We start from the raw sequence: 24886 nt of genomic DNA on the forward strand, positions 1-24886 counted from the left end.
GCGGGGTCAGGACGCCGTCGCGGGTGCGGCGGTGCGGGTGGGTTCGGACGGGGAGATCGCGGCCGTCTCGGTCGAGACGCGGGTGCGGCTGACGAGTCGGCCCCGATGGATGACGACGCGCTCGGCGCAGGCGAAGGCGACGGCCTCGCCGAGCGAGTCGGCCAGGACGGCGACGAGATCGGCGCGCGCTCCGGCGACGGGCCCCGCGAACGGCAGGCCCATGACGTCGCGCGCGCCGACGGTGACGGCCTCGACGGCGTCCGCGGGGGCGAGGTGCCCCGCGGTCACCAGGAGGGACGCCGTCTCGAGGTGGTCGCAGCGGCCCACGGGGTTGAAGGGGTCGCGCACGTTGTCGGCCCCGGCCGCGACGCGCACGCCGGCGGCCTTGAGGCGCCCGATCGGCGCGATCCCGCGCGGCACCGCGTGCGCGGCATCCCACCCCTGCAGGTACAGGTTGGTGATCGGGAGGGCGATGACGCCGATATCGGCGCGGCGCACCTCGTCGGCGAGGGCGGAGAGGTCGGCGGCGGGCATCATGCTCAGCCGCACGCAGTGGCCGGCGGTGCGCGGCCGGTGCCAGCCGGTCACGGCCCGGGCGTAGGCGGCGAGGGTGTCGGCGCCCGCGAGGCTTTCGTCCGTGTGCAGGTCGAGACCCACGTCGCGGCGTCGGGCGAGGGCGACGAGACGCTCGAGGTCGGCGATCGGGTCGTCGGCGAGGTGCGGCGCCCCGCCCACCAGGTCGACGCCCGCGTCGAGCGCGGCCTCGAAGACGTCATCGGCGACGGTCGGGCCGCCCAGGGCCACGAGCTCGAGGTCCATGATCCCCTCGAGCTCGGCCTTCAGTCGGACCAGGGCGCGGACGCCCGTGAGCGCGTCCTCTCCGCGCAGCAGGTCGACGTGCGTGCGGATCGAGGTGATCCCGGATGCCAGCATCCGCAGCGCCGTCGAGCGGGCCCGGCGCAGCGTGTCGTCCTCATCGAGGGTCAGGGCGAAGGCGTGCCAGCTCTCGATGGCGCGCTCGAGGTCGCCGAACGGGGGCTGGATGGCATCCCACGACTGCGACTTGTCGAGGTGCGCGTGCGGTTCCGCGCCGGCGGCGGTGACGAGGTGTCCCGGGAGGTCGAGGACGACGCCGTCGGTCTCGGGCAGCGGGCTGCCGGCCGGCACCACCGCGAGCACCGTGTCGCCGTCGAGCGCGATGTCGACGACGTCGCCGGAGGCGAGTCGCACACCCCGCAGAGCGGCGATCGAGACGGGTGGGACGGCGGACACGGAGACCTCCGGAGAGTCGGGAAGACAGGAGTCGAGACGAACGCCACGGCGATGGGGCGAGCCGCGCGAGGCGGCGACGTCAGTGTTGGTGTGACCAACATCCGGCGATGATCCGATGCTAGGAAGCGTGCGTTTCCGCCGTATTTCTCCCGCGTGACCCTCTCGACAAACATGTCCGACAGGCTGTGACGAGGGTCGCCGCCGCGCCCGCGTCCCGCGGGGCGTGCCGGCCTCGCTCGCGCACGAGCACCGGGGATCGTGCGGGAACAGAACGCGATGACGCCGGTTCGTCCTGTTCTGAGCCGATCTCCTGTCCCGGGAGTCCTCCCGGGCAGCGCCCACGCCCGAGACCTCCGGCCGGACCGGCGCTCGGGGGCCTTCCACAGGGACAGCGCCCGCGCCGGACGGCGCGAGAGAGCCGTCGCGCGACCGGGGGAGCCGGCCCTACAGCTCGAGCGTGATCCGCTCGCACGCGGCCCGGGAGACGCACGGCATCATCGTGCGGTTGGCATCCTGCTCCTCGGGCGAGAGCACCGAGTCGCGGTGCTCGATCTCGCCGTCCACCACGGCCACCTCGCACGTGCCGCACGTGCCCACGCGGCAGCTCGAGGGCACCACGACGCCGTTCTCCTCGACCACGTCGAGGATCGACCGCTCGGGGGGAACGGTCACGGTCAGCCCCGACATCATGAGGTCGACCTCGAAGGGCTCGGTCCACACGGGCGGGCCGAGCACCTTCGCCTCGAACCGCTCGACGTGCAGACTTCCGCGCGGCCAGACCGCCATCGTGTCGTCGAGCGCCTCGAGCAGGCGCGCGGGTCCGCAGGCGTACACGACGGTGCGCGCGACGGGCGTCCCGAGGCGTTCGGCGATGTCGAGACGACCTCCCTCGTCGCCCGCGAACACCTCGACGCGGTCCCCGTACCGCTCCTCGAGTTCGTCGACGAAGGCCATCGTCCTCCGCGACCGCCCGACGTACAGCAGGGTCCAAGCGGCGCCCGCCGCCTCGGCGGCCTCGATCATCGGCACGATCGGGGTGATCCCGATACCGCCGGCCACGAACACGTACGAGCGACCCGCGGTGGGCGCGAACAGGAAGTGGTTGGCGGGGCCCCGTACCCGCAGCGTGGCACCCACGTGCGCGTTCTCGTGCAGCCAGACCGAGCCCTCGCGCTCGCGCAGCACCCCGATGCGCCACGTGCCGCGCGCGCTGGGCGAACCGCACAGCGAATACTGCCGCTCGAGTCCGTCCGGCAGCACGACGTCGATGTGCGCCCCGGGCGACCAGTGCGGCAGCGTGCCCGCCGCCCGCTCGAGATCCAGCACGACGACCCCGTCGGCGGCATCCCGTCGCTCCCGGACGACGGCCTCGAAGCTCACCCCTGCACTCACGTTTCGCTCTCCTCGGTCAGACGTCGGTCGGGTCGTCGGCGCCGTCGCCGTGGACGACCTCCTTGACGATCAGCAGGCGGTAGGGCGAGCCGTCGGGCGAGTGCCAGCGGTGCGGCGTGCCCGAGCGGCAGTACACCGAGTCGCCGACGTGCATCGTGCGCTCGCCGAAGGCGCCGAACGAGATCACGATGGAGCCCTCGAGCACCGTGAGGAACTCGTCCTCGTCGTGCGCGTAGTGATCGCCCGGCTGCGGGTTCGATCCGGTGAACTCGAGCGGCTCGAAGCGCCGGGGGCCCTCCGCGAGCAGGCGGGCGGTGCCCTCGGCGTACGGACCGGTCACGCCCGCGCCGGCCGCCACGAACGACGGCTGCGCATCGGCGTCGGCGCGCGGGGGCTCGGAGCCCGCGATCAGCTCGACCCGGCTCGTGCCCAGGGCCCGCGCCAGTCGCTCGAGGCTCGCCATGCTCGGTCGGGCGAGGCCCCGCTCGAGCTGGCTGAGGAACGGATGCGACAACTCGGCCGCCTCGGCGAGCTGGGTGAGCGTGAGGCCCCGTGCCTTGCGCAGGCCGCGCAGGTGCGCCCCGAGGCGCTCGTCGCTGGTGGGGGCGTGCGTCTTCGGGGTCGAATGCGCGAACGAGAGGGGAACCGCCGGTGGAGCCATGGACGTCATCGTGCCACCCTCTCGAAGAGGCGGGCGACGATCTCGCCCTCGTCGGCGCTCACGAGGCGGCCCCGGTCGACCACGATCCGCCCGCCCACGACGACCGTGCGCGGGCGCCGGCCGGGGGCGGCCCACAGCAGCCCGGCGACGGCATCCGCGACGCCGGCGTCGGCCACGCCGGACACGTCCCAGAGGCACAGGTCGCCCGCCGATCCCGGCGTCAGGCGCCCGAGGTCGGGGCGTCCGAGACCGTCGGCCGACCCCTCCGTGGCCATCGACAGCACCTCGGATGCCGGCAGTTGCGGCCCCACGAGCGCCGACACCTGCATCGCCAGGCGCGCGTCCGCGAGCAGATGACCCGCATCGTTGCTTCCGCCGCCGCTGGTGCCGAGACCCACCGGGATGCCGGCATCCCGGAGTCGTCGCACGGGCGCGATGCCCCAGCCCATCGGTACGTCGCAGCCGGGAGCGTGCGTGGCGGTGACCCCGGATGCCGCGAGGCGGGCGATCTCGTCGGGGGTCACGTCGCACAGGTGCGCGAGCGTCACGTCGGGACCGAGCCAGCCCCACTCCTCGAGCAGGTCGAGCGGTCGCCGCCCGTACCGTTCGAGCGCGATCTCGACGTCGACCACTTCGTTGGCCTGCGTGCGGCGTCGCAGCCCGTGGCGTCGGGCCACCTCGCCCAGCAGCTCGAACGTCTCGCGTGGGTCGCTGTGCACGCCCGCGGGTCCGACGGCGACCTGCAGCATTCCGTCGGGCGACAGGCCACCGACGCCGTCGGGCACGAGCGCCGAGACGATCGCTTCGGCCGAGACGGCGGCCTCCTGCGGGTCGTCGCGCGCGGCGCCGCGCACGAACGCCAGGCGTGCACCGAGGTCGGATGCCGCCGTTGCGGCGGCGCGCGCCATCCCGACCGTGTCGGCGCCGCTCGGCCAGGTCAGGTGGTGGTCGGCGACCGTCGTCACCCCGTTCAGCAGCGCTTCGGCGAGGCCGGCGCGCGCGGCGAGGGACGTCAGCTCAGGGTCGACGCCGGCCTCGGAGTAGGCGGCGGCCATCGCCGGCAGCCACTCGCGCATCGGGATGCCGCGGGTTCCAGGGAGCGTCCGGAACGCGGTCTGCAGCAGGTGGTGGTGCGCGTTCACCAGACCCGGGGTGACGACGCAGCCCGACGCGTCGACGACCCGCGCCCCGGCGAGGTCGGCCGTGTCGACGACGCGCCCGTCGGCGATCACGACGTCGCCCGTGCGCACGCGCGCGGAGCCCTCGACGACGGCGACCGCGCCGCGCACGACGACGACGCTCATGCGCTCCTCACGGCGCACGCTGCGGCGGCGGTGTCCGCGAACGAAAGAGCGCCGTGCAGACGCGCACCCGAGCCGTCTCGCAGGGGCCGTGCGCTCGCCGCGTTGCGGGATGCCACGATCTCGGCGATCACCGACAGTGCGGTCTCCTCCGGCGAGGCGCCGCCCAGATCCAGGCCGAGCGGGGAATGCAGGCGTGCGAGCTCGGGATCCGTCACCCCGGCGGCGCGCAGCAGCTGTGCGCGGCGAGCGACCGTCGCCCGCGCGCCCATCGCGCCCACGAACCCCACCGGCATCCGCAATGCCGTTCGGAGTGCGGGGACGTCGAGGCGTTCGTCGTGCGTGAGCACGCACACCGCGGTGCGTTCGTCGGCGTCGTCGAGGCCCGCGAGGTAGTCGTGCGGGGCGGCGACGACGACCTCGACGGCGTCGGGGAAGCGTTCGCGCGTGGCGAGCAGCGCCCAGTCGTCGCACACCGTCACCGCGAATCCCGCGGCCGCGCCCAGGCGGCACAGGGCCGCCGCGTGTTCGCCGGCGCCGAGGACGATCAGGCGCGGGGCCGCGGGCCGCTCGAGCACGAGCGGGTCTCCGTCGAGCTCGAGCCGCACGCTCGCGCTGCGCCCCGCGCGGGCCGCCTCGAGCGCGGGGCGGACCGAGTCGTCGAGGGGATAGGCGACCACGTCGACCGCGCCGCCGCACGCGAGGCCCGCGGCGATGGGGGTCACGGTCCCGTCCGCGGTGAAGCCGAAGCGGGCGCGGCGCACCGATCCGGTGCGCAGGGCGTCGAGTCCGAGCATCACGGCGTCGTTCTCGACGCAGCCCCCGGAGATCGAGCCGATCACGCGCGCATCGCGGGTGACGACGAGGGTCGCGCCCACGCCGCGCGGTGCGCTGCGCACGACGGCGGTGACCGTGACGGCCGCGAGGGGCACCCCGGCATCCATCAGGGGCACCAGGTCGGCGGCCAGATCGAGCATGGGGGCGACGGTAGTCGGGGCGTGTTTCGCGCACGCTACGCTGTCGTGACCATGCCCGCCGCGCCCTCCGCCGCCGTCTCCGGGCTCGTCCTGGCAGCGGGAGCGGGCCGCCGTTTCGGCGGTCCCAAGGCCCTCGCCCGCACCCCCGGTGGAACGCCCTGGTTGGCGCTCGCGGTCCGTGCGCTGAGAGTGGGCGGATGCCACGACGTCACCGTCGCGCTGGGAGCCGCGGCCGACGAGGCGGCGGTTCTCGTGCCCGACGGCGTCGCGATCGTGCACGTCGCCGACTGGGCGTCGGGGATGGCGGCGTCCTTGCGCGCGGGCCTCGGGGCGCTCGCAGACGGCCCGGCCGTCGCGGCAGCGGTCATCCCCGTCGACACCCCCGAGCTGCCGCCGGCGGCCGTGGCGCGCCTGCTCCGCCACGCCGACCGGGACGTGCTCGCGCAGGCCACCTATGCCGACGAACCGGGTCACCCGGTCCTGCTCGGGCGGTCCCACTGGACCGCGGTGTCGGCCGCGGTACGCGGCGACATGGGGGCGCGGCCGTACCTGATCGCTCAGGGTGCGACCTTCGTGGAGTGCGCGGACCTGTGGTCGGGCGCCGACCACGACGTGCGCTGACGCGGGCCGTCCGCCGCGCGTCCTGCGGTTCCCGACCGATCGGTCACGGTCCGGTCACGGCCGTGGAGGTATTTTGACGTGGCTATAGACAAAACCCCCTCGGGTGGATATTTTTTCGGAGCCGTCATAATTCGACGGACCAGAGTGCCGGGACGACGACGTACCCGATCCGACGCCGGGGAGGGCGCGGGTACGGACCAGAGGGTCCCTGCTGTTCAGAGAGGAACGCAGATCACATGCTGAAGAAAATCCTGACCGGTGCGGCCATCGCCGCACTCGCGGTGGGCCTCGGAGCCTGCAGCTCGACGCGCCCCGCGGACGGCGGCGGAGACGCCGCCGGCGCGAGCGGCGACTGCAACGTCGGCATCGCGATGCCGACCCGCAGCCTCGAGCGCTGGATCAACGACGGTGAGCAGCTGCAGAAGAAGCTGCAGGACGCCGGCTGCACGGTCGACCTGCAGTACGCCGACAACAAGACCGACCAGCAGATCAGCCAGATCCAGAACCAGATCTCGGGTGGGGCGAAGATCCTCGTCATCGCCGCGATCGACGGCTCGACGCTCGGTCCCGTCCTCGAGGAGGCGAAGTCGCAGAACGCCACCGTCATCGCCTACGACCGTCTCATCAACGGCAGCGAGAACGTGGACTACTACGCCACCTTCGACAACTACAAGGTCGGCACCCTGCAGGGCCAGTACATCGAGGAGCAGCTGGGTCTGAAGGACGGCAAGGGTCCCTTCAACCTCGAGCCCTTCGCCGGCAGCCCCGATGACAACAACGCCAAGTTCTTCTTCGCCGGCGCCTGGGACGTCCTCCAGCCCTACGTCGAGAAGGGCCAGCTGGTCGTGCCCAGCGGCAAGTCGCCCGCCAACGACGACGCGTGGGCGTCGATCGGCATCCAGGGCTGGGCCTCCGACAAGGCCCAGGCCGAGATGGACAACCGCCTCTCGTCGTTCTACGGCGACGGCAAGAAGGTCAACGTCGTGCTCTCGCCCAACGACAGCCTCGCCATCGGTATCGAGGCGTCGCTGAAGTCGGCCGGCTACACCGCCGGAGCGGACTACCCGATCATCACGGGTCAGGATGCCGACAAGGCCAACGTCAAGGCGATCCTCGACGGGCTGCAGTCCATGACGGTCTGGAAGGACACCCGTGCCCTCGGCGACCGCGTCTTCACGATGATCCAGGAGATCAAGGACGGCAAGGAAGTCGAGGTCAACGACACCGAGACCTACGACAACGGCAAGAAGGTCGTCCCCTCGTACCTGCTGACCCCCGAGGTCGTCGTCAAGGACGACGTGCAGTCCAAGCTCATCGACTCGGGCTTCCTGAAGGCCTCCGACGTCGGGCTCTGATCCCCATCGGCCGGGGCGGGCGTGCCCGCCCCGGCCCTCTCGCGGCGGGGCGGGTTCGCCCGCCCCGCCGCTCGATCCTCGCCGTCGCGGCGAGGGAGCTGACGGAGGAAACACACCATGACCGAACCGATCCTGCGCATGGCGGGGATCTCGAAGTCGTTCAACGGCGTTCCGGCCCTGGCCGACGTGTCTGTCGACGTGTACCGCGGCGAGGTCCACGCGATCTGCGGCGAGAACGGCGCCGGCAAGTCGACCCTGATGAAGGTGCTCAGCGGCGTCTACCCGGCAGGGACGTTCGACGGCTCGATCACCCTCGAGGGCGAGCAGATGGACTTCCGCTCGATCAACGACAGCGAGGCCGCCGGCATCGTCATCATCCACCAGGAGCTGGCGCTCAGCCCCTACCTCTCGATCGCCGAGAACATCTTCCTGGGCAACGAGAAATCCAAGCGCGGCGTCATCGACTGGAACGCCACGAACACCGCCGCCGCCGACCTGCTCAAACGCGTCGGCCTGCGCGAGAACCCGGCGACCAAGATCTACGAGCTCGGCGTCGGCAAGCAGCAGCTGGTCGAGATCGCGAAGGCGCTGGCCAAGGAGGTCAAGCTCCTCATCCTCGACGAGCCCACCGCCGCCCTCAACGACGACGACTCGGCGCACCTGCTCGACCTGATCGACCAGCTGCGCACGCAGGGCATCACCTGCATCATCATCAGCCACAAGCTCAAAGAGGTGCTGCGCATCGCGGACCGCATCACCATCATCCGCGACGGGCGCACGATCGAGACGATGCTCCGCTCCGACCCCGAGACCGACGAGGGGCGCATCATCCGGGCCATGGTCGGCCGCGACCTGAACAGCCTCTTCCCGCCGCGCGAGCCCGACATCGGCGACGAACTGTTCCGCGTCGAGAACTGGACCGTGCACCACCCCGTCGACACCGAGCGCGTCGTCATCCAGGACGCGTCGTTCATGGTCCGCGCGGGCGAGATCGTCGGCTTCGCCGGTCTCATGGGCGCCGGCCGCACCGAGCTCGCGATGAGTATCTTCGGCCGCATGTACGGCACGGGCATCTCGGGCGAGGTCTACAAGAACGGTCGGCAGATCGACGTGCGGACCGTTGACGCCGCGATCAAGCACGGCATCGCCTATGCCACGGAGGACCGCAAGAAGTACGGCCTCAACCTCATCGGTGACATCCAGGTCAACGTCTCGGCATCCGCCCTGGCCCGCCTGGCCCGCCTCGGCGTCGTCGACCGCTACCGCGAGTACAAGGTCGCCGACTCGTACCGCTACAAGATGAACATCAAGGCGCCCAGCGTCGCCGCGATCACGGGACGCCTCTCCGGCGGGAACCAGCAGAAGGTCGTCCTGTCGAAGTGGATGTTCACCGGACCCGACGTGCTCATCCTCGACGAGCCCACCCGCGGCATCGACGTCGGGGCCAAGTACGAGATCTACGGGATCATCAACGAACTCGCGGCCCAGGGCAAGGCCGTCATCGTCATCTCGTCGGAGCTGCCCGAGGTCATCGGCCTCTCCGACCGCATCTACACCATCTCCGAGGGACGCATCACGGCCGAGGTCAGCCGTGACGACGCGACGCAGGAGACCCTCATGCGGCACATGACCGCCGGAAGGAACTGACAGCAATGGCCACCGCATCCACCCAGACGGTCGACGCGCCGACGCAACCGGGCCCGCGCCGTCGCGGCCTCCTCTCGCGCATCAACTTCCGTCAGTTCGGCATCCTCGCCGCACTCGTCATCATCATCGTGCTGTTCCAGGTGCTCACGGGCGGGCGCCTGCTCATGCCGGGCAACGTCAACAACCTGATCCAGCAGAACGCCTACGTGCTGATCCTCGCGATCGGCATGGTCATGGTGATCATCGCCGGCCACATCGACCTCTCGGTCGGTTCGGTCGTCGCGATGGTCGGCGCGATCGCCGCGATCGCGATGAACCAGTGGGGCCTGCCCTGGTTCGTCGCCGTGCTGCTCTCGCTCGTCGTCGGTGCCGTGGTCGGCGCCTGGCAGGGTTTCTGGGTCGCCTTCGTCGGCATCCCGGCGTTCATCGTCACCCTGGCCGGCATGCTCCTGTTCCGCGGTCTCACGCTCGTGCTGCTCACCGGTGGCACGATCAGCGGCCTGCCCGACGGCTTCACCGCGATCGGTGCCGGCTGGCTGCCGCCGTTCCTCGGATACCTCGGAAACTGGGACTCGCTCACCCTCCTGCTCGGTGCGATCGCGTGCGTGCTGCTGATCGTCCAGCAGCTGCGCACCCGGGCGACGCTGCGCCGCCTCGAGCTGCCCCGTGAGCTCGCGTGGTCGTTCTGGCTGAAGAACGCCATCGCGGTCGTCGCGATCATGGCGGTCGCTTTCACCATCGCCGCCTACAACGGCACGCCGATCGTGCTGATCATCCTCGCCGTGCTGGTGCTGGCGTACACCTTCGTGCTCAACCGCACGACGTTCGGTCGCCACATCTACGCCATGGGCGGCAACCTGTTCGCCGCCGTCATGAGCGGCGTGAAGACGAAGTGGGTCAACTTCTTCATCTTCGTGAACATGGGCGTGCTCGCGGGCCTCGCCGCGGTGGTCAGCACTGCTCGCGCCGGCGGCGCCGTGGCATCCGCCGGTCAGAACTACGAACTGGATGCCATCGCGGCGGTGTTCATCGGCGGGGCTGCCGTGCAGGGCGGTATCGGCACGGTCGTGGGCGCGGTCGTCGGCGGTCTGGTCATGGGCGTGCTGAACATGGGACTGTCGATCCTCAGCGTCGACGCCGCGTGGCAGATGGCCATCAAGGGCATCGTGCTGCTGCTGGCCGTTGCGTTCGACATCTTCAACAAGCGCCGCAACGGCGGTGTCTGACCGGATGGGGAGCGCGGCCCCCGGCCCCGCTCCCCATCCACCTCGCCGCGGCATCCGCTGCGTTTCTCGTCCAGGTGACTCCGATGGGATGATGGGGGAGGTGCTCCCCTCATGACCCCTGCCGTGTTCGAGCCCGCGACCCCGCTCGCGCCCCCGGCCGGTCGTACGACGAACGACCTGATCCGGCAGCAGAACCTCGCGTCGGTGCTGTCGTTGCTCCATTCGCGGGGAGCGCTCTCACGCGCCCAGCTCGGCGCCACGACGGGTCTCAACCGGTCCACCGTGACGGGGCTCATCATGGAGCTCACCGAGCTCGGTCTCGTGCGCGAAGCGCCGAGCGGGGAGCGCACCGGCAAGGTCGGGCGTCCGACCCTCGACCTCGAGCCGGAGGACCACGTCGCCGCCCTCAGCGTGCGCGCCGAACCCCACGCGGTGACCGTCGCCCTCGTCGGCCTCGGGGGCGTCGTCCACGCACGACTGCGGCACGACACCGCCGGCGCGCCCTCGCCCCGGCGCTTCGTGCAGATCGTGGCGTCGTCGGTGGAGGCCATGCGCGCCGACATCGATCGGCACTACCGCGTGGTGGGCGCGGGCCTGGCCGTGCCGGGCCTGGTCAACGCCAACGGCTCGGTGCTGGTCTCGCCCACCCTCGGGTGGAAGCGCGACCCGGTCTCGGCCCGCCTCAGCGACGAGCTCGGGATGCCGGTGACCGCGGGCAACGACGCGAGCATCGGGGCGCTCGCCGAATCGCGCTTCGGTGTCGGGGTGGGCGTCGGCAACCTGCTCTACCTCGGTGGCGCGATGCACAGCATCGGCGGCGGCCTCATCATCGACGGCACCCTGCTGCGCGGCACGTCCGGTTACGCCGGGGAGCTCGGACACACGGTCGTCGACCCGCGCGGTCGGGCGTGCGTGTGCGGACGTCGCGGATGCCTGGAGGCCGAGGTCAGCCTCGACATCCTCGAGCCGCTCCTGGGCCGTCGCAAGCTCGACGAGGACGAGCTCGACGTCGAGCTCGGCGTCGCACGCAACCCGCGCGTGATGACCGAGGTCACCCGTCAGGTCGAGATGCTGTCGCTCGCACTGACGAACTTCGTCAACGCCTTCGCCCCTGAGACGGTGGTGCTCTCCGGGTACCTCGGGGCGCTGCTATCGGTGAGCCGTGAGCGCCTCGCCGACGCCGTCCGCGTGCACCCCCTCGGCGCCGAGGGACGCACGATCCGCCTCGAACGGGCGCACCTGCGCTCGCGTCTCATGCTCGTGGGGCCCGCCGAGCTCGCATTCGCCGATCTGCTGTCGAACCCGGCGGGCTTCCGGGGCTGACCGCCGCTCCCGGCCACCCCGCGACGCACGGGGCGGGCGATCGTTTTCGCCCATGCCTTCACCCGCTCTGCGGCGGGGGCGTGCTCCACCGCGGCGCGACACGGGCGGGTTCAGCGGGTGAGGGCGTCCCGATACGCATCGAGGGTGCGCAGCGCCATGAACCGCCAGGAGTACATCTCGGCGCGACGACGGCCGCGTTCCCGCATCTCATCGGCCAACGCGGCGTCGGTGACCACGCGCGCCAGGGCGCTGGTGAGGGACGAGACCTCGGAGGGATCGAAGTAGAGCGCCGCGTCGCCGTAGACCTCGGGGAGGCAGGTCGCATCGCTGCTGACCACGGGACAGCCGTGTCGCATGGCTTCCAGTCCCGGTAATCCGAATCCCTCGAAGAACGACGGGAAGGCGTAGACCGCAGCCTCCTCGTACAGCCACCGCAGCTGCCCGTCGCTGACGAACCCGGCGAAATACACGGCGGCGCGCTCGCGGTCGCCGAGGCCGTCGATGAGTCGCGCTCCGTCGTCGTCGATCTTCCCGGCGACGACCAGGCCCAGGTCGCGGCCGGTGGTCTCCCGCAGGTCGGCCACGGCGTCGACCAGTCGCGCGAGGTTCTTGTACGGCTCCTGCCGTCCGACGTAGAGCACGAACCGCGAGAAGGGTGTGTCGATCGCCGTGGCGGCATCCGGGATCGGGTCGGCCGCGGGGTAGGTGACGTACAGGCTGTCGGGGCGCGTCCGGGTGAAGGCGACGAGGTCGCGGCCGCCGTGCGCGCTGATGACGACGTTCACGCGCGAGCGGTGGGCGGTGATCACGAACGCCGCCGCCCCGATCAGGCGTTTCACGGCCGACACCGCCCAGTGCTTCTTGCGGTTGCGCACCTTGAGGAGAGTCATGTCGAGGAAGGTGGTCACGCGGCGGACCCCGAGGATCAGCGGTTGCTGGGGCATCGCGAAGTGCACGAGGTCGGGGCGCAACGCGCGCAGCTCGCGTGCGAACACCGTCTGCTCGCGCCAGGAGAAGTACGGAGTGTCGGTCGCGACCTTCTCGAAGCGCGGGTTCGCGGGCTCCCACTCGTCGAAGCGATCGTGCGGCAGGACGATCGTGTACCGGTGGTCGGTGTCGAGCAGCGCGAGGTGCTCGATGAGGGTGCGCGTGTAGCGACCGGTGGAGGTGAACATCGAACGGGCATCGATCACGATGTGCGGGCGCGGGTCATCCACAGGGGCCTCATCTCGAACCGGGACTCCGCAGATTATGGTCGCCGGTCGCCCGTCGAGAGCGGGGAGTCCATGAGCGGCCGCCGCGCGCATATCGGGTGATGCTGCAGATGAAGTTCGGATCCGAGCCGTCTCGCGGGACGTCTCTAGGATGCCGCGGGCGTTCGCGCGAGGCCGAGAACGGCCGACGGGAGCGGGCCGATCGTGCCGGGCCTCCGCGGGGCGTTGGTAGCGTCCCCGGGGCGCCCGCGGACCGCGTGCGTCGATCGACTGTCGCGCGAGGAGACACACATGCGGATCGTCAGCGTCATGGCGCACGTCCCGTACGCAGGCATCCCCCATGCGGGCGGCCAGTACGTCCTGGCCCACCTGCGCGCGCTGCGGGCGCTCGGGCACGAGGTCACCGTGATCGCCCCCGGCTGGCGGGGGAACGCGGACGGGGCGCGTCTGCTGAGGAGCGAACTCGACGTCGAGGTGCTCGTGTGCGGGCCGACGACGGCGGGGCGATGGTCTCGGTGGGTCGACACGCAGCAGATCCGCGTGTTCCCCGTGCGCCCCCCGCTGCGCCACCGTCGTGCGATCCTCACGTCTCCGGAGGTTCGCGCGGCCGTCGCTCGTGCCGACCTCATCGAGGCGCACTGGACCGAGATGGGGTGGATCACCCGGGCGCTGCGACGCTCGAGTCCCCGCGTGCGTCGAGTGGTCATCGCCCAGGACATGATCGTCCAGACCTACGAGCGCATCTTCGCCGGAACGCGCAGGGGCTCGTTCTCCTGGCTGCTCGGACTGTGGCGCAACCTCAGCGTGCGGCGAGACGAGGGACGCCTGTACCGGTCGATGGACACCGTCGTCGTGTTCAGTGAGAAGGACGCCCGTTACGTGCGCCGCCTGGGCGTCGGTGCGGAAGACGTCGTGGTGCTGCGGCCTCCGTTCCCCGGCGGGGTCGAGAGCCGTATGCCCGTCGGTCACGGTGGCTCGGCGACCGTGCTGTTCGTCGGCGCGTTCTTCCGCGACGTCAATCAGCAGGCGGCGGAGTGGCTGATCGAGGAGATCGTCCCGCTCGTCCGCGCCGAGCGTCGCGACGTCCGTTTCGTGCTCGCGGGTGCCGGACCCACCGAGAGCATGCTGGCGGCGGCCGCTGCCGACCCGCTGATCGAGGTGACGGGCGAAGTGGCCTCCCTCGAGCCCTTCTACGACGCGGCCACCGCGGTCGTCGTTCCCCTACGGATGGGCGCGGGCCTGAAATTCAAGACGGTCGAGGCGATGATGCGGGGGATCCCGGTCGTCTCGACGGCGGTCGGGGCGGAGGGGCTGACGGGGGAGGGTGAGACGGCGGGCCTCGTCGTCGTCGACGAGGCGCAGGGCATCGCGTCGGCGCTGCTGCGTGTGCTGGCCGATCCGGTCGCGGCGTGGGACGCGGCGCGCTCCACGCGCGAGTGGGCGCAGTCGGCGTTCTCGATGCAGACCTACCCCGCGCGTCTGCAGGACGCTCTGCGCGGAAGAGCGGCCGAGCGGTGAACGAGAACGCACGCGCCGCGGTCATCATCCCGAACTGGAACGGGCGGGAGGACCTGCCCGGGTGCCTCGACTCGCTCCGAGGGCAGAGCGTCCCGGTCGATGTCGTGGTCGTCGAGAACGGGTCGACGGACGGGTCCCTCGAGATGCTGCGCGCGTCGTACCCCGAGGTGACCGTGCTCGTGCAGCCGATCAACCTCGGATTCGCCGGCGGGGTCAACGTGGGACTGCGGTACGCGATGCACCGCGGTCACCCCTTCGTCGCTCTGCTGAACAACGACGCGGTCGCCGCCCCCACGTGGATGGAGGAGCTCCTCGCCGAGATGGAGCGCGACGACAGCGTCGGGATGGTCGCGAGTTTCTTCGTCACGATGGACGGGGAGCGCATCGACAGCACGGGCGAGTGCTATTCGAGCTGGGGTCTGCCTTTCCCGCGGGGCCGCGGCGAAGCCCGCTCGGACGCCTACGCCGAGCTCGTCGACGTGTTCGGGGCGAGCGGAGGGTCGACCCTGTACCGCAGCGGCATGCTGCGCGAGGTCGGGCTCTTCGACGAGGACTTCTTCGCCTACTTCGAAGACGTCGACCTGAGTTGGCGTGCTCAGCTGCGGGGGTGGCGAGTGCGCCTCGCCCCGAGGGCCGTCGCGTACCACCGCATCGGGGCGACGAGCGAGCGCATCCCGGGGTTCACCACGTACCAGACGCTGAAGAACCTGCCGTGGGTCCTCATCAAGGACGTCCCCCGTGGGCTGCTCCCCACCGTCGCCCCGCGGCTCGCGCTCGCCTACGCGCTGACGTTCTGGCGCGCCGTGCTGGGTGGTCAGGCGGGAGTGGCGGTGAAGGGGGCGGCGGTCGCCGCTTCCAAGACGCCCAAGAAGCTGCGGCAACGGCGTGCGATCCAGCGGTCGCGGCGCATCGACGATGCGGCCGTGCGGTCTCTTCTCACGTGGGATCTGCCGCCGGGGTCGACGAACCTGCGACGACTGCGCGCCTTCCTCGGATCGTCCTGACGGGAGGCCTTCGGCTCAGCGCCGACCGGGCCGGGCGCGCCGGGTGAGCGGTTCACCGGTCATCTCTCCCGCTGCGCGTGGCGTGGGGGCCGACACGCGGCGACTCTGCGTCGCGATCACGAAAAGTGGGACGACCATCGAGGCGAACAGGGGATCGGGGGCTTCGACGCGCCACGCGGTCTCACTGATCGAGACGAACGCCAGGACGCACAAAAACGAGTAGGCGCCGACCTGCTCCCGGCGGGGAAGGTCCGCGGCGATCCGGCCGGCGCGGAGCAGGACGAGTGCGATCAGCGCGAAGAGCACGACACCGCCCGTCACGACGTACGTCACGAAGATGTTGTGGCCGTGCCCGGCGGACGAGGACAGGGCGTCCTTGAGCATCGGGTAGTTGTCGAGGTACCAGGAGTGACCGAGGCCCCAGATCCACTGCGACCCGTGGAGCTGCGCGAGGTTGAAGAGCCAGATGGCGCCGCGTTCGGTGAACGCCGACGGATCCCTCGTCACGAGGGGGACGATGACCACCGCGGCCAGGAGCACGAGCAGAAGGATGCCGAGCACCCGCCGCAGGGAGGCGCGCAGCACGAGCGAGAGGAGGATCACGACGAGCCAGACGGCGATACCGAAGAACGCCGTGCGCGAAGACGACCAGACGATCCCGGCGATGAGGACGGCCGCAGTCGTCCAGCGCAGGTACCACCGTTCGAAGAGGTGCGTCAGCGGCAGGGCCAGGATGAGGAAGAGCCCGTTGAGGTTCGGGTGGCTGAACGCCCCCGCCAGCAGCGGCAGTCCCGTGAGCGTTTTGTCGGAGGCGGAGTCGAAGCTCTGGGGCATGTACATGAGCGTGGGCGCGACCGAGGTGAGAGCCATGGTCACCGCGGCGAGCGCCGCGCCCAGCAGCGCGTAGATCTTCAGGTCGGCGACGCGGGCCTGCACCACCCAGAACGCCACGGCGATGCCGATGGGCAGCAGGATCTCGACGGGGACCTTGGCGCCGCGCAGGTATTGGTCGACGACGATCCAGATCCAGGGCAGGACGAGCACGACGAGGGGGCCGAGGTCGTTGCGGGTGCCGACGAAGCCGAAGACGAGGATGAGGACGGCCAGCACGGCGGGCAGGTAGAAGGCGACGCTCCACGCATCGCTCACCTCTCTCGTGATGGCGGTCTGCACCCCTTCCACCGCGACGCGGCGGCTCATGGTCAGCGTCTGTGCGATGGGCACGGCGAGACAGGCGAGCCACAGGACCGACAACAGGCCGTAGGTCATCGCTCGCGCACCGGAGGAGCGGACAGCGATCGCCGGGTCCGGGAGGGCGGGCGCCAGCGCTCGGGCGCGAAGCGGCACCGCGGTGGGGGTCGTCATCCGCACAGGCTATGCGCGCCTCGCGGCGCGTCGTCCGCGCTCCCGATGCGGCGCGCTCGCACTGGCGCGGGTGAATTATCGGGCCTCGTCGGGCGGGGAGGAGGGCTGGGGGCCGGGGCGCGGGGGTGAGTCGACCGTAGGGTTCCCAGGGTGTGCCGCGGGTGCGGCCCGGCGGTGAGGGACGGTTCGTATGGAGATCGGACGATCCACCGGCTCGCGCGTGCGCGGCGCGACGGTGCTGCTGTCGACGCAGTGGCTCCGCTACCTCCTGCAGATCGCGAACATCGTCGTCCTCGCGCGTCTCATCGGCCCCGCCGATTTCGGCGTCGTGAGCGTGGGCCTCGCCGTCGTGGGCATCGCCTCCGTGCTCGGCGACTTCGGTCTGAGCCTCGCGGCTCTGCGGGAGGAGACCCTGACCCCACAGCAGAAGAGCAACCTGCTGTGGATCAACTCCGCGGTCGGCGCTGTGCTTTCGCTGGGGGTGGCGCTGGCCGCCGTCCCGATCGCGAACGCCTTCGGCGACGACCGGCTCATCGCGGTGGTGTCGATCGCGGCTCCGGCGTATCTGTTCCGCGCCGCGGCCGTGCAGTTCCAGGTCGAGTTGAATCGGCAGGAGCGGTTCTCCCGCCTCGCCGCTTCCGAGGTGGGGGGCGACGCCCTCGCGGTGGCGACGGCGATCTGCCTCGCACTCCTGGGTGCGGGGTACACGGCCCTCGCCCTGCAGGGCACGGTCGCAGCCGCGGTGTCGCTCGTCTGGGCGGGGGTCGCGGCGGGGTGGCGTCCGGGCCTCCCGCGGCGGGCCGAGATGCGACGCCTGTTGACGTTCGGGGTCTCGACGCTGGGCACGCACGCCGCCCACTACGTGACGACCAACGTGGACACGATCGCGATGGGGGCCTGGTATTCCGCGGCGACGGTGGGGTTCTACACGCGGGCGTACCAGCTCGTCATGCTGCCGCTCCAGCAGATCGCCGCCCCCCTCACGCGTGTGGTGCTGCCGCGCCTGGCCCAGGTCGCCGACGACGCGGATGCGCTGAACAGTGCGCTCGCGCGGGCGCAACGACTCGTCAACCACGCGCTGCTGGCGGTCACGGGTCTGCTCGTCGTGTGCGGGACGCCGTTGATCGAGGTCGTCCTCGGCGCGCCGTGGGTTCCGGCCATGCAGTACCTGCCCATCCTGGCCGCCGGAACGGTGTTCCAGACGATGGCGTACGCCTACTACTGGGGGTTCGCCGCCCAGGGACGCTCGGGTGCCCTGTTCCTCTCCGAGATCGGTGGCCGAGCGGCGACCGTCGTGCTCATCCTCGTCTGGGCGCCACTCGCTCCGACCGGAGTGGCGTGGGGCGTCGTGGCGGGGCAGACGATCCTGTGGGCGACGGGCACGTTCTTCTTCGCCCCCCGGGCCGGGCTGCGCGCCGCGAGGCTCACCGCCACCGCCGTGGTGCCGCTGATCGTCAGCGGCGGGGCGACGCTGGCGGCGTGGGGCGTGGACGGTGCCCTGCTCGCGCACCTGCCGGCATCCGCCCGGTTGGTGTGCGTCGCGGTGACGTGGCTCCTGGCCGCGTCGGCACTGATGGCGGTCTGCGGTCGCAGCGATGCCCGGCTCATCGCGCAGACGGCCCGATCGGTGCGTCGGCGTCGGCCGTCATGAGGGTGCGCGGCGCGGGACTCAGCCGCCCAGCACCACGTTCAACGGCTCCTCGCCCGCGACGAGACGCTCGATCTGGCGGCGCACCAGACGTGCGATGCGGGGGCGCATGGCATCCGTCGCCCCTCCCACGTGCGGGGCGATGAGCGCGCCCGGAAGGCTCCAGAGCGGGTGACCGGCGGGCAGCGGCTCGGGGTCGGTCACGTCGAGGGCTGCCCGGATGCGTCCGCGGCGGACGTGGTCGACCAGGGCGTCGGTGTCGATCAGGGGGCCGCGTCCGACGTTCACCACGAGCGCGCCGTCGGGGAGGGCCGACAGCGCCGCGTCGTCGAGGACGTGACGCGTGGCGTCGCCGCCGGGCAGCGACGCGATGACGATGTCGGTGTCGGCGAGCACCTCCGCGAGCTTGCCGAGGGGGAACACCTCGACGTCGTCCTGCAGGCGGCCGTGGGAGGCGACGGCCCGCAGCCGCACCTCGAAGGGCTTCACCCGTGCGGCGATCGCGCGTCCCACCCCGCCGAAGCCGAGCAGGGTGACGCGGGCGTCGGCGAGCCCGGGAGCCCCGCCGCCGGTCCACTCGCCGCGGTCCTGGGCGCGGACGAAATTGGGCAGGCGACGCTGTGCGGCGAGGGTGAGGGCCAGGGCGAGCTCGGCGGTCGCGGTCTCGTGCACGCTCGACGCATTGGCGAAGACGAGGCCCTCGGGCAGTCGCCCCTCGACGTTGTCATAGCCGATCGACTGGCTCTGCACGAGGCCGACCTCGACCTCCCGCAGGCGCTCGATCACGCCGGTCATCGACATGTACGGCGGCACGACCATGTCGAAGCGATCCCGGGGAGCGGCGTCCTGCATGTCCCACACCACCACCTCGACGCCGTCGGGCAGCTCGCCCAGGTCGTCGCGCAGCTGGGCGGTGGGAACGGACACGAAGAGCGGGGTCGAGGTCGTCACCCCCACGACGCTACCGGCGGGGTGGGCGCCGGGACGGGGTCTTGCGCACGTCGGCCGATGTGCACGCCGACGGGGACGTCGTACGCGAGGTACTCGGCGAGGAGGTCGTCGGAGTCGCGCTGGAACAGCCGGCGCGAGAGGGCGGCGGCGAGCTTCGTCGCCCCGCCGACGAGGCCGGGGATCTGATGGCTGAGCATGCCCTGGCTGATGCGCGCGCCGTGATTGAACAGATGGATGCGCGACAGCGGCGAGGCGTCGGGGGCGCTGCGGCTGACCAGGCCGAAGTCGTCGTCGAGGTAGGGGAAGGCGGCCAGGCCCGGGTTCTGCGCGGCATCGGCGGGAGCGAGGCGGTCGCTCCAGAGCGTCGCGTCGGCCGCCACGGATGCGAGTTCCGGGCGCCGGCCCAGGTCCGCCACGATTCCGGTCGCCGCGAGCACGACGTCGTAGTGATGGATGCCGTGCGGCGTGGTGACCGCGATTTCGCGGCCTGTCCACGACACGCTCTCCCAGGGCGACGAGGTGCGGAAGCGGAAGGTGTCGAAGGCGTGCGCGCGCCACAGGGCGTTCTGCGTCGCGGGTTGGTCGACGGCCGAGAGGTGCACGTTGAACGCCCACTTCTGCGCGTCGGTGAACGAGCCGTAGTTCTCGATGAGCCCGGCGAACTCCATCCAGCGGTAGGGGCTCACCTGCGGCATCGACGGGCGCCGCATGTGCACGTCGACGCTCGCCGCGCCGTGCTCGAGGGCCGTGGCGGCGTTGTCGAACGCGCCGGTGCCGGCCCCCAGGATGCCGATGCGCAGGCCCGCGAGGGCGGCGAAGTCGATGTCGTCGTGCGTGTGATGCACGCGCTCGGCGGGCAGGGCGTCGAGCAGCGCGGGGAGGTGGCGGCCGCCGGCACCCTCGATGCCCGTGGCGAGCACGACGTGGCGGGCGGGCAGCATCCACTCGCCGTCGGGTCCGTCGAGACGCAGGGTGAGGGGGTCGTCGACCCCGCCGACCGTCAGGGCGCTCACGTGGGTCGACGAGACGGTGGTGACGGCGGAGGCGTCGCGATACCAGCGCAGGAAGCCCTGCCACGCCGAGGTCGGGAAGAACTCGAGGGCGTCCCAGGCCGCGTCGCCGTACACGGCTTCGAACCACGCGCGCGGGCTCACCGCGGGGGTGCCCCACGTCGGCCATGCGATGTCCTTCGGGGTGCGCAGGGTGTGCATGCGCGCGTAGGTCGTCCAGGGACCGGCCGCGTCGGCGGGGGCCGCGTCCACCACGACCACGTCGTCGATCCCGCGGCGGCGCAGACCGCGCGCGAGGACGAGCCCGGCCTGCCCCGCGCCGACGATGACGACCGGTCGGACGCCGTCGCGGGCGCCGACCCACGACCGTCCGTCGCCCGCGCTCAGCTCCGCCTGGTGCGCGGCGTCGCGCTCGAGGGCGGCCAGCCGCGCGGCGGCGTCGGGAAGGGGGGTGAGCATCGTCACTCCCCGTCGATCACGACGCGCACGCCGAAGGCGTCGTCGAGGCGGTGGTTGTGGTGGTCCGAGACGTTGGTGTCGTCGAGCTCGAGGTTGACGAAGTCCATGCTCGGGGCGGCGAAGAAGGGACCTGCGTGCCAGGTGCCCTTGCGCATCGTAATCGCGGTGCGCGGCGGGATGCGGAAGGCGCGCAGGTCGTCGAGGCCCGGCTCGTCGATCCCGGGGGCGGCGACGGCGATCGTCCACTCGACATCGCCCACGGCCATGAGCGTCTGCGTGGTCTCGAGGTGGCGGGTGACGCGCACGAACTCGGCGGGCTTGTCGTCGAGGTGCATGAGGTAGAACCGCGGGATGCCGCCGGACACGTCGAGAACGGCCTCTTCGGCCGTGAACGGGGTGCCGTCCTCCATGGGCGTCAGCACGACGCCGAAAGCCTTGAAGGCGTCGGCCGAGACGGTCTCGGATCGCAGCGGGTGGACGGTGAGGGTGTCGGACATGACGGCTCGCTTTCGTCGGGTGTCCCCGGAGATTACGCTTGTCCAACAAGGGTGGATCGGTCTTGTCGGACAAGTTCACGATGCCGTTACGCGTCCGAAACGCTCACGCCCGCACGCGCCGGATCAGCGCGTTGCGCAGCCCCGGCGGCGCCGGAAGCTGCACCTCGCGGGACCAGTAGCCGATCGCGTCGTCGGCGCCGTAGCCGCAGTACGTCATCTCGATGACCGGCGTCGAAGGCGTCGCCGACAGCAGGCCCGCGCGCTCGGCATCCAGACCACTCGCCTCGATCCACAGGGTCTCCCACGCGACGCGCACGCCGTTGACGGCCTCCGCGAGCGCGAAGACCGGGCGGTGGGGGTCGACCTCGGACTCCCGCGTGACGGGCACCAGATCTTCGGCGAGGGCGTAGGGCGCGCCGTCGACCCGCCACATCTTCACCGTGCGCAGCACGCTCGTGCCGTCGGGGAGGTCATCGAAGCGATGGATGCCGGGAGCCAGGGTGATGCGCTCCGACGACACCAGGTCGAGGGTCGCGTCGTAGCCGGCGGAACGGATCGACAGGAGATGGTCGAACTGCTGGTCGATGCGGCGCCCCACGCCGGGGAGGCGGCGGTTCGGCGAGGTGCGCGCGCCCTGCGTGCGGTGCACGTATCCGCGCTCCTCGAGGCGGATGAGCGCCTCGCGCACCGAGTTGCGGCTGGCGCCGGTCAGCTCGGCCAGGCGCGGTTCGGACGGCAGGGTGTCGGCATCCGCTCGCCAGAGGTGCAGGATGCGATCGATCAGCGCGTCCTGATCGGGGGCGCGCTTGTCGGTCACGGGGTGGGCCGGGTCAGGCGGCGGCGTTCACCGCGGCGGCGATCGCCGACGTGAAGAAGCCGAGGCCGTCGACGCCGGAACGCATGGCGGCAGCCGTACCCGGACCGAAGCCCGGCTCGACCGCGTGCTCGGGGTGGGGCATGAGGCCCACGACGTTGCCGCGCTCGTTGGTGAGCCCGGCGATGTCGTCGAGCGAGCCGTTCGGGTTGACGCCCAGGTAACGGAAGGCGACGAGGCCCTCGCCGTTCACGCGGGCCAGGGTCTCGGCATCCGCGATGTACCCGCCGTCGGCGTTCTTCAGAGGGATGACGATCTCGTCGCCCTCGGTGAAGTCGTTGGTCCAGGCGGTGGAGGCGTTCTCGACCCGCAGACGCTGATCGCGGCGGATGAACTGCTGGTGGGCGTTGCGGATGAGGCCGCCGGGCAGCAGGTGCGCTTCGACGAGCATCTGGAAACCGTTGCAGATGCCGAGCACGGGCATGCCCTTGGCGGCTGCGTCCTTCACCTCGGCCATGATCGGCGCGAAGGCGGCGATGGCGCCGGCGCGCAGGTAGTCGCCGTAGCTGAAGCCGCCGGGCAGCACGAGGGCGTCGACGCCCTTGAGGTCGTGCTCGCCGTGCCAGAGTGCGACGGGCTCGCCGCCGGCGAGGCGGATCGCGCGCTGGGCGTCGCGGTCGTCGAGGGAGCCGGGGAAGGTGATGACCCCGATGCGCGCGGTCACCGCTCGATGACCTCGATGTTGACGACGTCTTCGATGACGGCGTTCGAGAGCATCTCGTCGGCGAGCTCGCGGGCCCGGGCGAGCGTGGCCTCGTCGACCTCGCCCTCGACGGTGAGCTCGAAGCGCTTGCCGATGCGGACGTCGGAGAAACGGTTCTCGCCGAGCCGCGACAGGGCGCCGGCGACGGCCTTCCCCTGCGGGTCGAGCAGCTCGGCCTTGGGCATGACGTCGACGACGATGGTGGGCACTGCAGCTCCAGAAGTCGGGTGGCGTTGTGGGAGTCATCTTACGCGAGTGCCCGATGCGACGCGGTGCGGGGGGCCGGCGCCGGTGGGGCGCGCCGCACCACCACCCCGATAAACGCCTGCAGCACGGAAAAACGCGTTCCGAGAGCGTTTCCGAGTGCACCGAGCGTTTATCGAGAAGGTGCGGGCGGATCTCGACCGGGTAACGGAATGGGAGCGATCTCTTGACCTCGTGGGAGCGATCCCATACTGTCGTCCCGATCGGTTGAGAGCGCTCCCACGCACCGTACGGAGAGTCGTTCGTCGCGCCGGTCAGCACCCACCACAAAGGAGTGATCAGTGAACACCCATGTCCTGCGCCGGACCGCGCTCGTCGCCGCGGTCGCATCCACCTCCGCCCTCGTCCTCGCCGGTTGCTCCGGCGCCGGGGGCTCCGCCTCGGGCGGAGACGGCGAGGTGACCCTCACCATCGCGACCTTCAACGACTTCGGCTACACCGATGCGCTCCTGCAGGAGTACATGGATGCGCACCCGAACGTGAAGATCGTGCACAACAAGGCCGCCACCAGCAACGAGGCCCGCGAGAACTACTTCCAGAAGCTCGGCAAGACCGGTCTCGCCGACATCGAGGCGATCGAGGTCGACTGGCTGCCCGAGGTCATGGAGTACGCCGACCTGCTGGCCCCCGTGCCCGACGACCTCAAGAGCCGCTGGCTCGACTACAAGGTCGAGGCGGCGACCAGCTCCGACGGCAAGCTCGTCGGCTACGGCACCGACATCGGCCCCGAGGGCGTCTGCTACCGCTCCGACCTGTTCGCCGCAGCGGGCCTGCCCACCGATCGCGCCGAGGTCGCCAAGATGCTCGAGGGCGACTGGTCGACCTACTTCACAGCGGGTGACAAGTACGTCGCGGCGACCGGCAAGGCCTTCTTCGACTCCGCCGGCGGCACGTACCAGGGCGCGATCAACCAGGTCGAGGCCGCGTACGAGAACCCGGACGACGGCTCGATCACCGCGACGAGCAACCCCGACGTCAAGAAGATCTACGACCAGGTGCTCGCCGCCAGCGCGACGCAGTCCGCGCACCTCGGCCAGTGGTCCGACGACTGGTTCGCGGGCCTGTCAAACGGCGCGTTCGCCACGATGCTGTGCCCGGGCTGGATGCTCGGCGTCATCGAGGGCAACGCCCCCGAGGTCACGGGCTGGGACATCGCGAACGTCTTCCCCGGCGGTGCCGGCAACTGGGGCGGGTCGTACCTGACCGTCCCCGGCAACGGTGAGAACGTCGAGGCGGCACAGGAGCTCGCCGACTGGCTGACCGACCCCGAGACGCAGGTCAAGGCGTTCGAGAACGCGGGAACCTTCCCGAGCCAGACCGAAGCGCTCGAGGCCGACGCCCTCACCGGCAGTGTCAACGCGTACTTCAACAACGCCCCCGTCGGCGAGATGCTCTCCGAGCGCGCCCAGGCCGTGAAGGTCTCCCCCTACAAGGGCCAGTTCTACTTCCAGATCAACGACGCGATGCAGAAGGCCCTGACCCGCGTCGAGGACGGCACGCAGAGCGCCGCCGAGTCGTGGAAGCAGTGGGCGACCGAGGTCGACGCCCTGTCCTGAGGTCCCTCCCCGCGTGAGGTGCCGAGAAACGTCGCTTCGCGACCCCGC

Annotated in this window: 22 protein-coding genes; 9 read left to right on the forward strand and 13 right to left on the reverse strand. The window is 71.2% G+C overall.

Annotated elements, in window-relative coordinates; translation table 11 throughout:
- Window positions 1-6: 6 nt before the first annotated feature.
- From B0B15_RS03360 to B0B15_RS03380, 5 genes are all read right to left on the reverse strand, one after another.
- Window positions 7-1272 carry an amidohydrolase family protein gene (locus B0B15_RS03360; protein ID WP_076673281.1) on the reverse strand — a complete coding sequence of 422 codons (1266 nt, stop codon included), beginning with the start codon at window positions 1270-1272 and terminating at the stop codon, window positions 7-9.
- Between the two features lie 444 nt (window positions 1273-1716).
- The gene (locus tag B0B15_RS03365; protein ID WP_076673282.1) at window positions 1717-2664 is read right to left on the reverse strand and encodes a PDR/VanB family oxidoreductase; all 948 of its coding nucleotides are present in this window, start codon (window positions 2662-2664) and stop codon (window positions 1717-1719) included.
- Window positions 2665-2680: 16 nt separating this feature from the next.
- The gene (locus B0B15_RS03370; protein ID WP_083708840.1) at window positions 2681-3334 is read right to left on the reverse strand and encodes a helix-turn-helix domain-containing protein; all 654 of its coding nucleotides are present in this window, start codon (window positions 3332-3334) and stop codon (window positions 2681-2683) included.
- The gene (locus B0B15_RS03375; RefSeq protein WP_076673284.1) at window positions 3331-4629 is read right to left on the reverse strand and encodes an amidohydrolase family protein; all 1299 of its coding nucleotides are present in this window, start codon (window positions 4627-4629) and stop codon (window positions 3331-3333) included. Before B0B15_RS03375 ends, B0B15_RS03370 begins: the two co-directional genes overlap by 4 nt.
- Window positions 4626-5603: an XdhC family protein gene (locus tag B0B15_RS03380; RefSeq protein WP_076673285.1), complete on the reverse strand. Its 978-nt coding sequence runs from the start codon at window positions 5601-5603 to the stop codon at window positions 4626-4628. The genes B0B15_RS03375 and B0B15_RS03380 overlap by 4 nt, the downstream gene beginning before the upstream one ends.
- A 51-nt stretch (window positions 5604-5654) precedes the next feature.
- Here B0B15_RS03380 and B0B15_RS03385 point away from each other — a divergent pair, with 51 nt between their 5' ends.
- The 5 genes from B0B15_RS03385 (at window position 5655) to B0B15_RS03405 (ending at window position 11775) form a co-directional block, all read left to right on the forward strand.
- Window positions 5655-6224: a nucleotidyltransferase family protein gene (locus B0B15_RS03385; protein WP_076675125.1), complete on the forward strand. Its 570-nt coding sequence runs from the start codon at window positions 5655-5657 to the stop codon at window positions 6222-6224.
- A 236-nt stretch (window positions 6225-6460) separates the two neighbouring features.
- A complete protein-coding gene (gene chvE / locus B0B15_RS03390; RefSeq protein WP_076673287.1) occupies window positions 6461-7579 on the forward strand; it encodes a multiple monosaccharide ABC transporter substrate-binding protein in 1119 nt (372 codons plus the stop codon).
- Between the two features lie 117 nt (window positions 7580-7696).
- Entirely contained in the window at window positions 7697-9226 is a 1530-nt protein-coding gene (gene mmsA / locus B0B15_RS03395) for a multiple monosaccharide ABC transporter ATP-binding protein (protein WP_076673288.1), read from the forward strand.
- Between the two features lie 5 nt (window positions 9227-9231).
- Window positions 9232-10452, forward strand: coding sequence for a multiple monosaccharide ABC transporter permease (mmsB, locus tag B0B15_RS03400; RefSeq protein ID WP_091366298.1), 1221 nt, complete (start codon window positions 9232-9234; stop codon window positions 10450-10452).
- 111 nt (window positions 10453-10563) lie between these two features.
- Window positions 10564-11775, forward strand: coding sequence for an ROK family transcriptional regulator (locus B0B15_RS03405; protein WP_083708841.1), 1212 nt, complete (start codon window positions 10564-10566; stop codon window positions 11773-11775).
- A gap of 110 nt (window positions 11776-11885) precedes the next feature.
- Here B0B15_RS03405 and B0B15_RS03410 read toward each other — a convergent pair whose 3' ends face one another.
- The gene (locus B0B15_RS03410) at window positions 11886-12992 is read right to left on the reverse strand and encodes a glycosyltransferase family 4 protein (protein ID WP_176776554.1); all 1107 of its coding nucleotides are present in this window, start codon (window positions 12990-12992) and stop codon (window positions 11886-11888) included.
- Window positions 12993-13280: 288 nt separating this feature from the next.
- Between B0B15_RS03410 and B0B15_RS03415 the strand changes: the two genes are divergently transcribed.
- Entirely contained in the window at window positions 13281-14507 is a 1227-nt protein-coding gene (locus B0B15_RS03415) for a glycosyltransferase (RefSeq protein WP_076673292.1), read from the forward strand.
- Window positions 14504-15511: a glycosyltransferase family 2 protein gene (locus tag B0B15_RS03420; protein ID WP_076673294.1), complete on the forward strand. Its 1008-nt coding sequence runs from the start codon at window positions 14504-14506 to the stop codon at window positions 15509-15511. The genes B0B15_RS03415 and B0B15_RS03420 overlap by 4 nt, the downstream gene beginning before the upstream one ends.
- Before the next feature lie 15 nt (window positions 15512-15526).
- On the opposite strand, the gene B0B15_RS03425 is transcribed toward B0B15_RS03420, so the two are convergent.
- Window positions 15527-16876, reverse strand: coding sequence for a hypothetical protein (locus B0B15_RS03425; RefSeq protein WP_076673295.1), 1350 nt, complete (start codon window positions 16874-16876; stop codon window positions 15527-15529).
- Window positions 16877-17066: 190 nt separating this feature from the next.
- Between B0B15_RS03425 and B0B15_RS03430 the strand changes: the two genes are divergently transcribed.
- Window positions 17067-18527 carry a lipopolysaccharide biosynthesis protein gene (locus B0B15_RS03430; RefSeq protein ID WP_076673297.1) on the forward strand — a complete coding sequence of 487 codons (1461 nt, stop codon included), beginning with the start codon at window positions 17067-17069 and terminating at the stop codon, window positions 18525-18527.
- Window positions 18528-18545: 18 nt separating this feature from the next.
- On the opposite strand, the gene B0B15_RS03435 is transcribed toward B0B15_RS03430, so the two are convergent.
- The 6 genes from B0B15_RS03435 to purS all read right to left on the reverse strand — a co-directional run bounded on the left by B0B15_RS03435 (window position 18546) and on the right by purS (window position 23227).
- On the reverse strand, window positions 18546-19475 hold the full coding sequence (locus B0B15_RS03435) for an NAD(P)-dependent oxidoreductase (RefSeq protein ID WP_076675129.1): 930 nt from the start codon (window positions 19473-19475) through the stop codon (window positions 18546-18548).
- Complete coding sequence (locus B0B15_RS03440; protein ID WP_143016326.1) at window positions 19472-20944, reverse strand: FAD-dependent oxidoreductase; 1473 nt, start codon at window positions 20942-20944, stop codon at window positions 19472-19474. The genes B0B15_RS03435 and B0B15_RS03440 overlap by 4 nt, the downstream gene beginning before the upstream one ends.
- A gap of 2 nt (window positions 20945-20946) precedes the next feature.
- Window positions 20947-21441 (reverse strand): ureidoglycolate lyase, encoded by a 495-nt coding sequence (locus B0B15_RS03445; protein WP_076673300.1) that lies wholly within the window; start codon window positions 21439-21441, stop codon window positions 20947-20949.
- 103 nt (window positions 21442-21544) lie between these two features.
- Window positions 21545-22258 (reverse strand): GntR family transcriptional regulator, encoded by a 714-nt coding sequence (locus tag B0B15_RS03450; protein WP_076673301.1) that lies wholly within the window; start codon window positions 22256-22258, stop codon window positions 21545-21547.
- Between the two features lie 13 nt (window positions 22259-22271).
- On the reverse strand, window positions 22272-22979 hold the full coding sequence (purQ, locus tag B0B15_RS03455) for a phosphoribosylformylglycinamidine synthase subunit PurQ (protein ID WP_076673303.1): 708 nt from the start codon (window positions 22977-22979) through the stop codon (window positions 22272-22274).
- Window positions 22976-23227, reverse strand: a complete 252-nt coding sequence (gene purS, locus B0B15_RS03460; RefSeq protein ID WP_076673305.1) for a phosphoribosylformylglycinamidine synthase subunit PurS — start codon at window positions 23225-23227, stop codon at window positions 22976-22978. The genes purQ and purS overlap by 4 nt, the downstream gene beginning before the upstream one ends.
- A 336-nt stretch (window positions 23228-23563) precedes the next feature.
- On the opposite strand from purS, the gene B0B15_RS03465 reads away from it, so the two are divergent.
- Window positions 23564-24838 (forward strand): ABC transporter substrate-binding protein, encoded by a 1275-nt coding sequence (locus B0B15_RS03465; protein WP_076673307.1) that lies wholly within the window; start codon window positions 23564-23566, stop codon window positions 24836-24838.
- Window positions 24839-24886 lie beyond the last annotated feature (48 nt).

The organism is Microbacterium sp. RU1D (assembly GCF_900156435.1).
Taxonomy (GTDB): Bacteria; Actinomycetota; Actinomycetes; order Actinomycetales; family Microbacteriaceae; genus Microbacterium.

Bases quoted from the DNA above. Each gene is read 5' to 3' on its own strand.
- B0B15_RS03370 (WP_083708840.1), bottom strand. From the start codon at position 3,334: ATGACGTCCATGGCTCCACCGGCGGTTCCCCTCTCGTTCGCGCATTCG.
- B0B15_RS03375 (WP_076673284.1), bottom strand. From the start codon at position 4,629: ATGAGCGTCGTCGTCGTGCGCGGCGCGGTCGCCGTCGTCGAGGGCTCC.
- B0B15_RS03380 (WP_076673285.1), bottom strand. From the start codon at position 5,603: ATGCTCGATCTGGCCGCCGACCTGGTGCCCCTGATGGATGCCGGGGTG.
- B0B15_RS03385 (WP_076675125.1), top strand. From the start codon at position 5,655: ATGCCCGCCGCGCCCTCCGCCGCCGTCTCCGGGCTCGTCCTGGCAGCG.
- chvE (WP_076673287.1), top strand. From the start codon at position 6,461: ATGCTGAAGAAAATCCTGACCGGTGCGGCCATCGCCGCACTCGCGGTG.
- mmsA (WP_076673288.1), top strand. From the start codon at position 7,697: ATGACCGAACCGATCCTGCGCATGGCGGGGATCTCGAAGTCGTTCAAC.
- mmsB (WP_091366298.1), top strand. From the start codon at position 9,232: ATGGCCACCGCATCCACCCAGACGGTCGACGCGCCGACGCAACCGGGC.
- B0B15_RS03405 (WP_083708841.1), top strand. From the start codon at position 10,564: ATGACCCCTGCCGTGTTCGAGCCCGCGACCCCGCTCGCGCCCCCGGCC.
- B0B15_RS03415 (WP_076673292.1), top strand. From the start codon at position 13,281: ATGCGGATCGTCAGCGTCATGGCGCACGTCCCGTACGCAGGCATCCCC.
- B0B15_RS03425 (WP_076673295.1), bottom strand. From the start codon at position 16,876: ATGACGACCCCCACCGCGGTGCCGCTTCGCGCCCGAGCGCTGGCGCCC.
- B0B15_RS03430 (WP_076673297.1), top strand. From the start codon at position 17,067: ATGGAGATCGGACGATCCACCGGCTCGCGCGTGCGCGGCGCGACGGTG.
- B0B15_RS03440 (WP_143016326.1), bottom strand. From the start codon at position 20,944: ATGCTCACCCCCCTTCCCGACGCCGCCGCGCGGCTGGCCGCCCTCGAG.
- B0B15_RS03445 (WP_076673300.1), bottom strand. From the start codon at position 21,441: ATGTCCGACACCCTCACCGTCCACCCGCTGCGATCCGAGACCGTCTCG.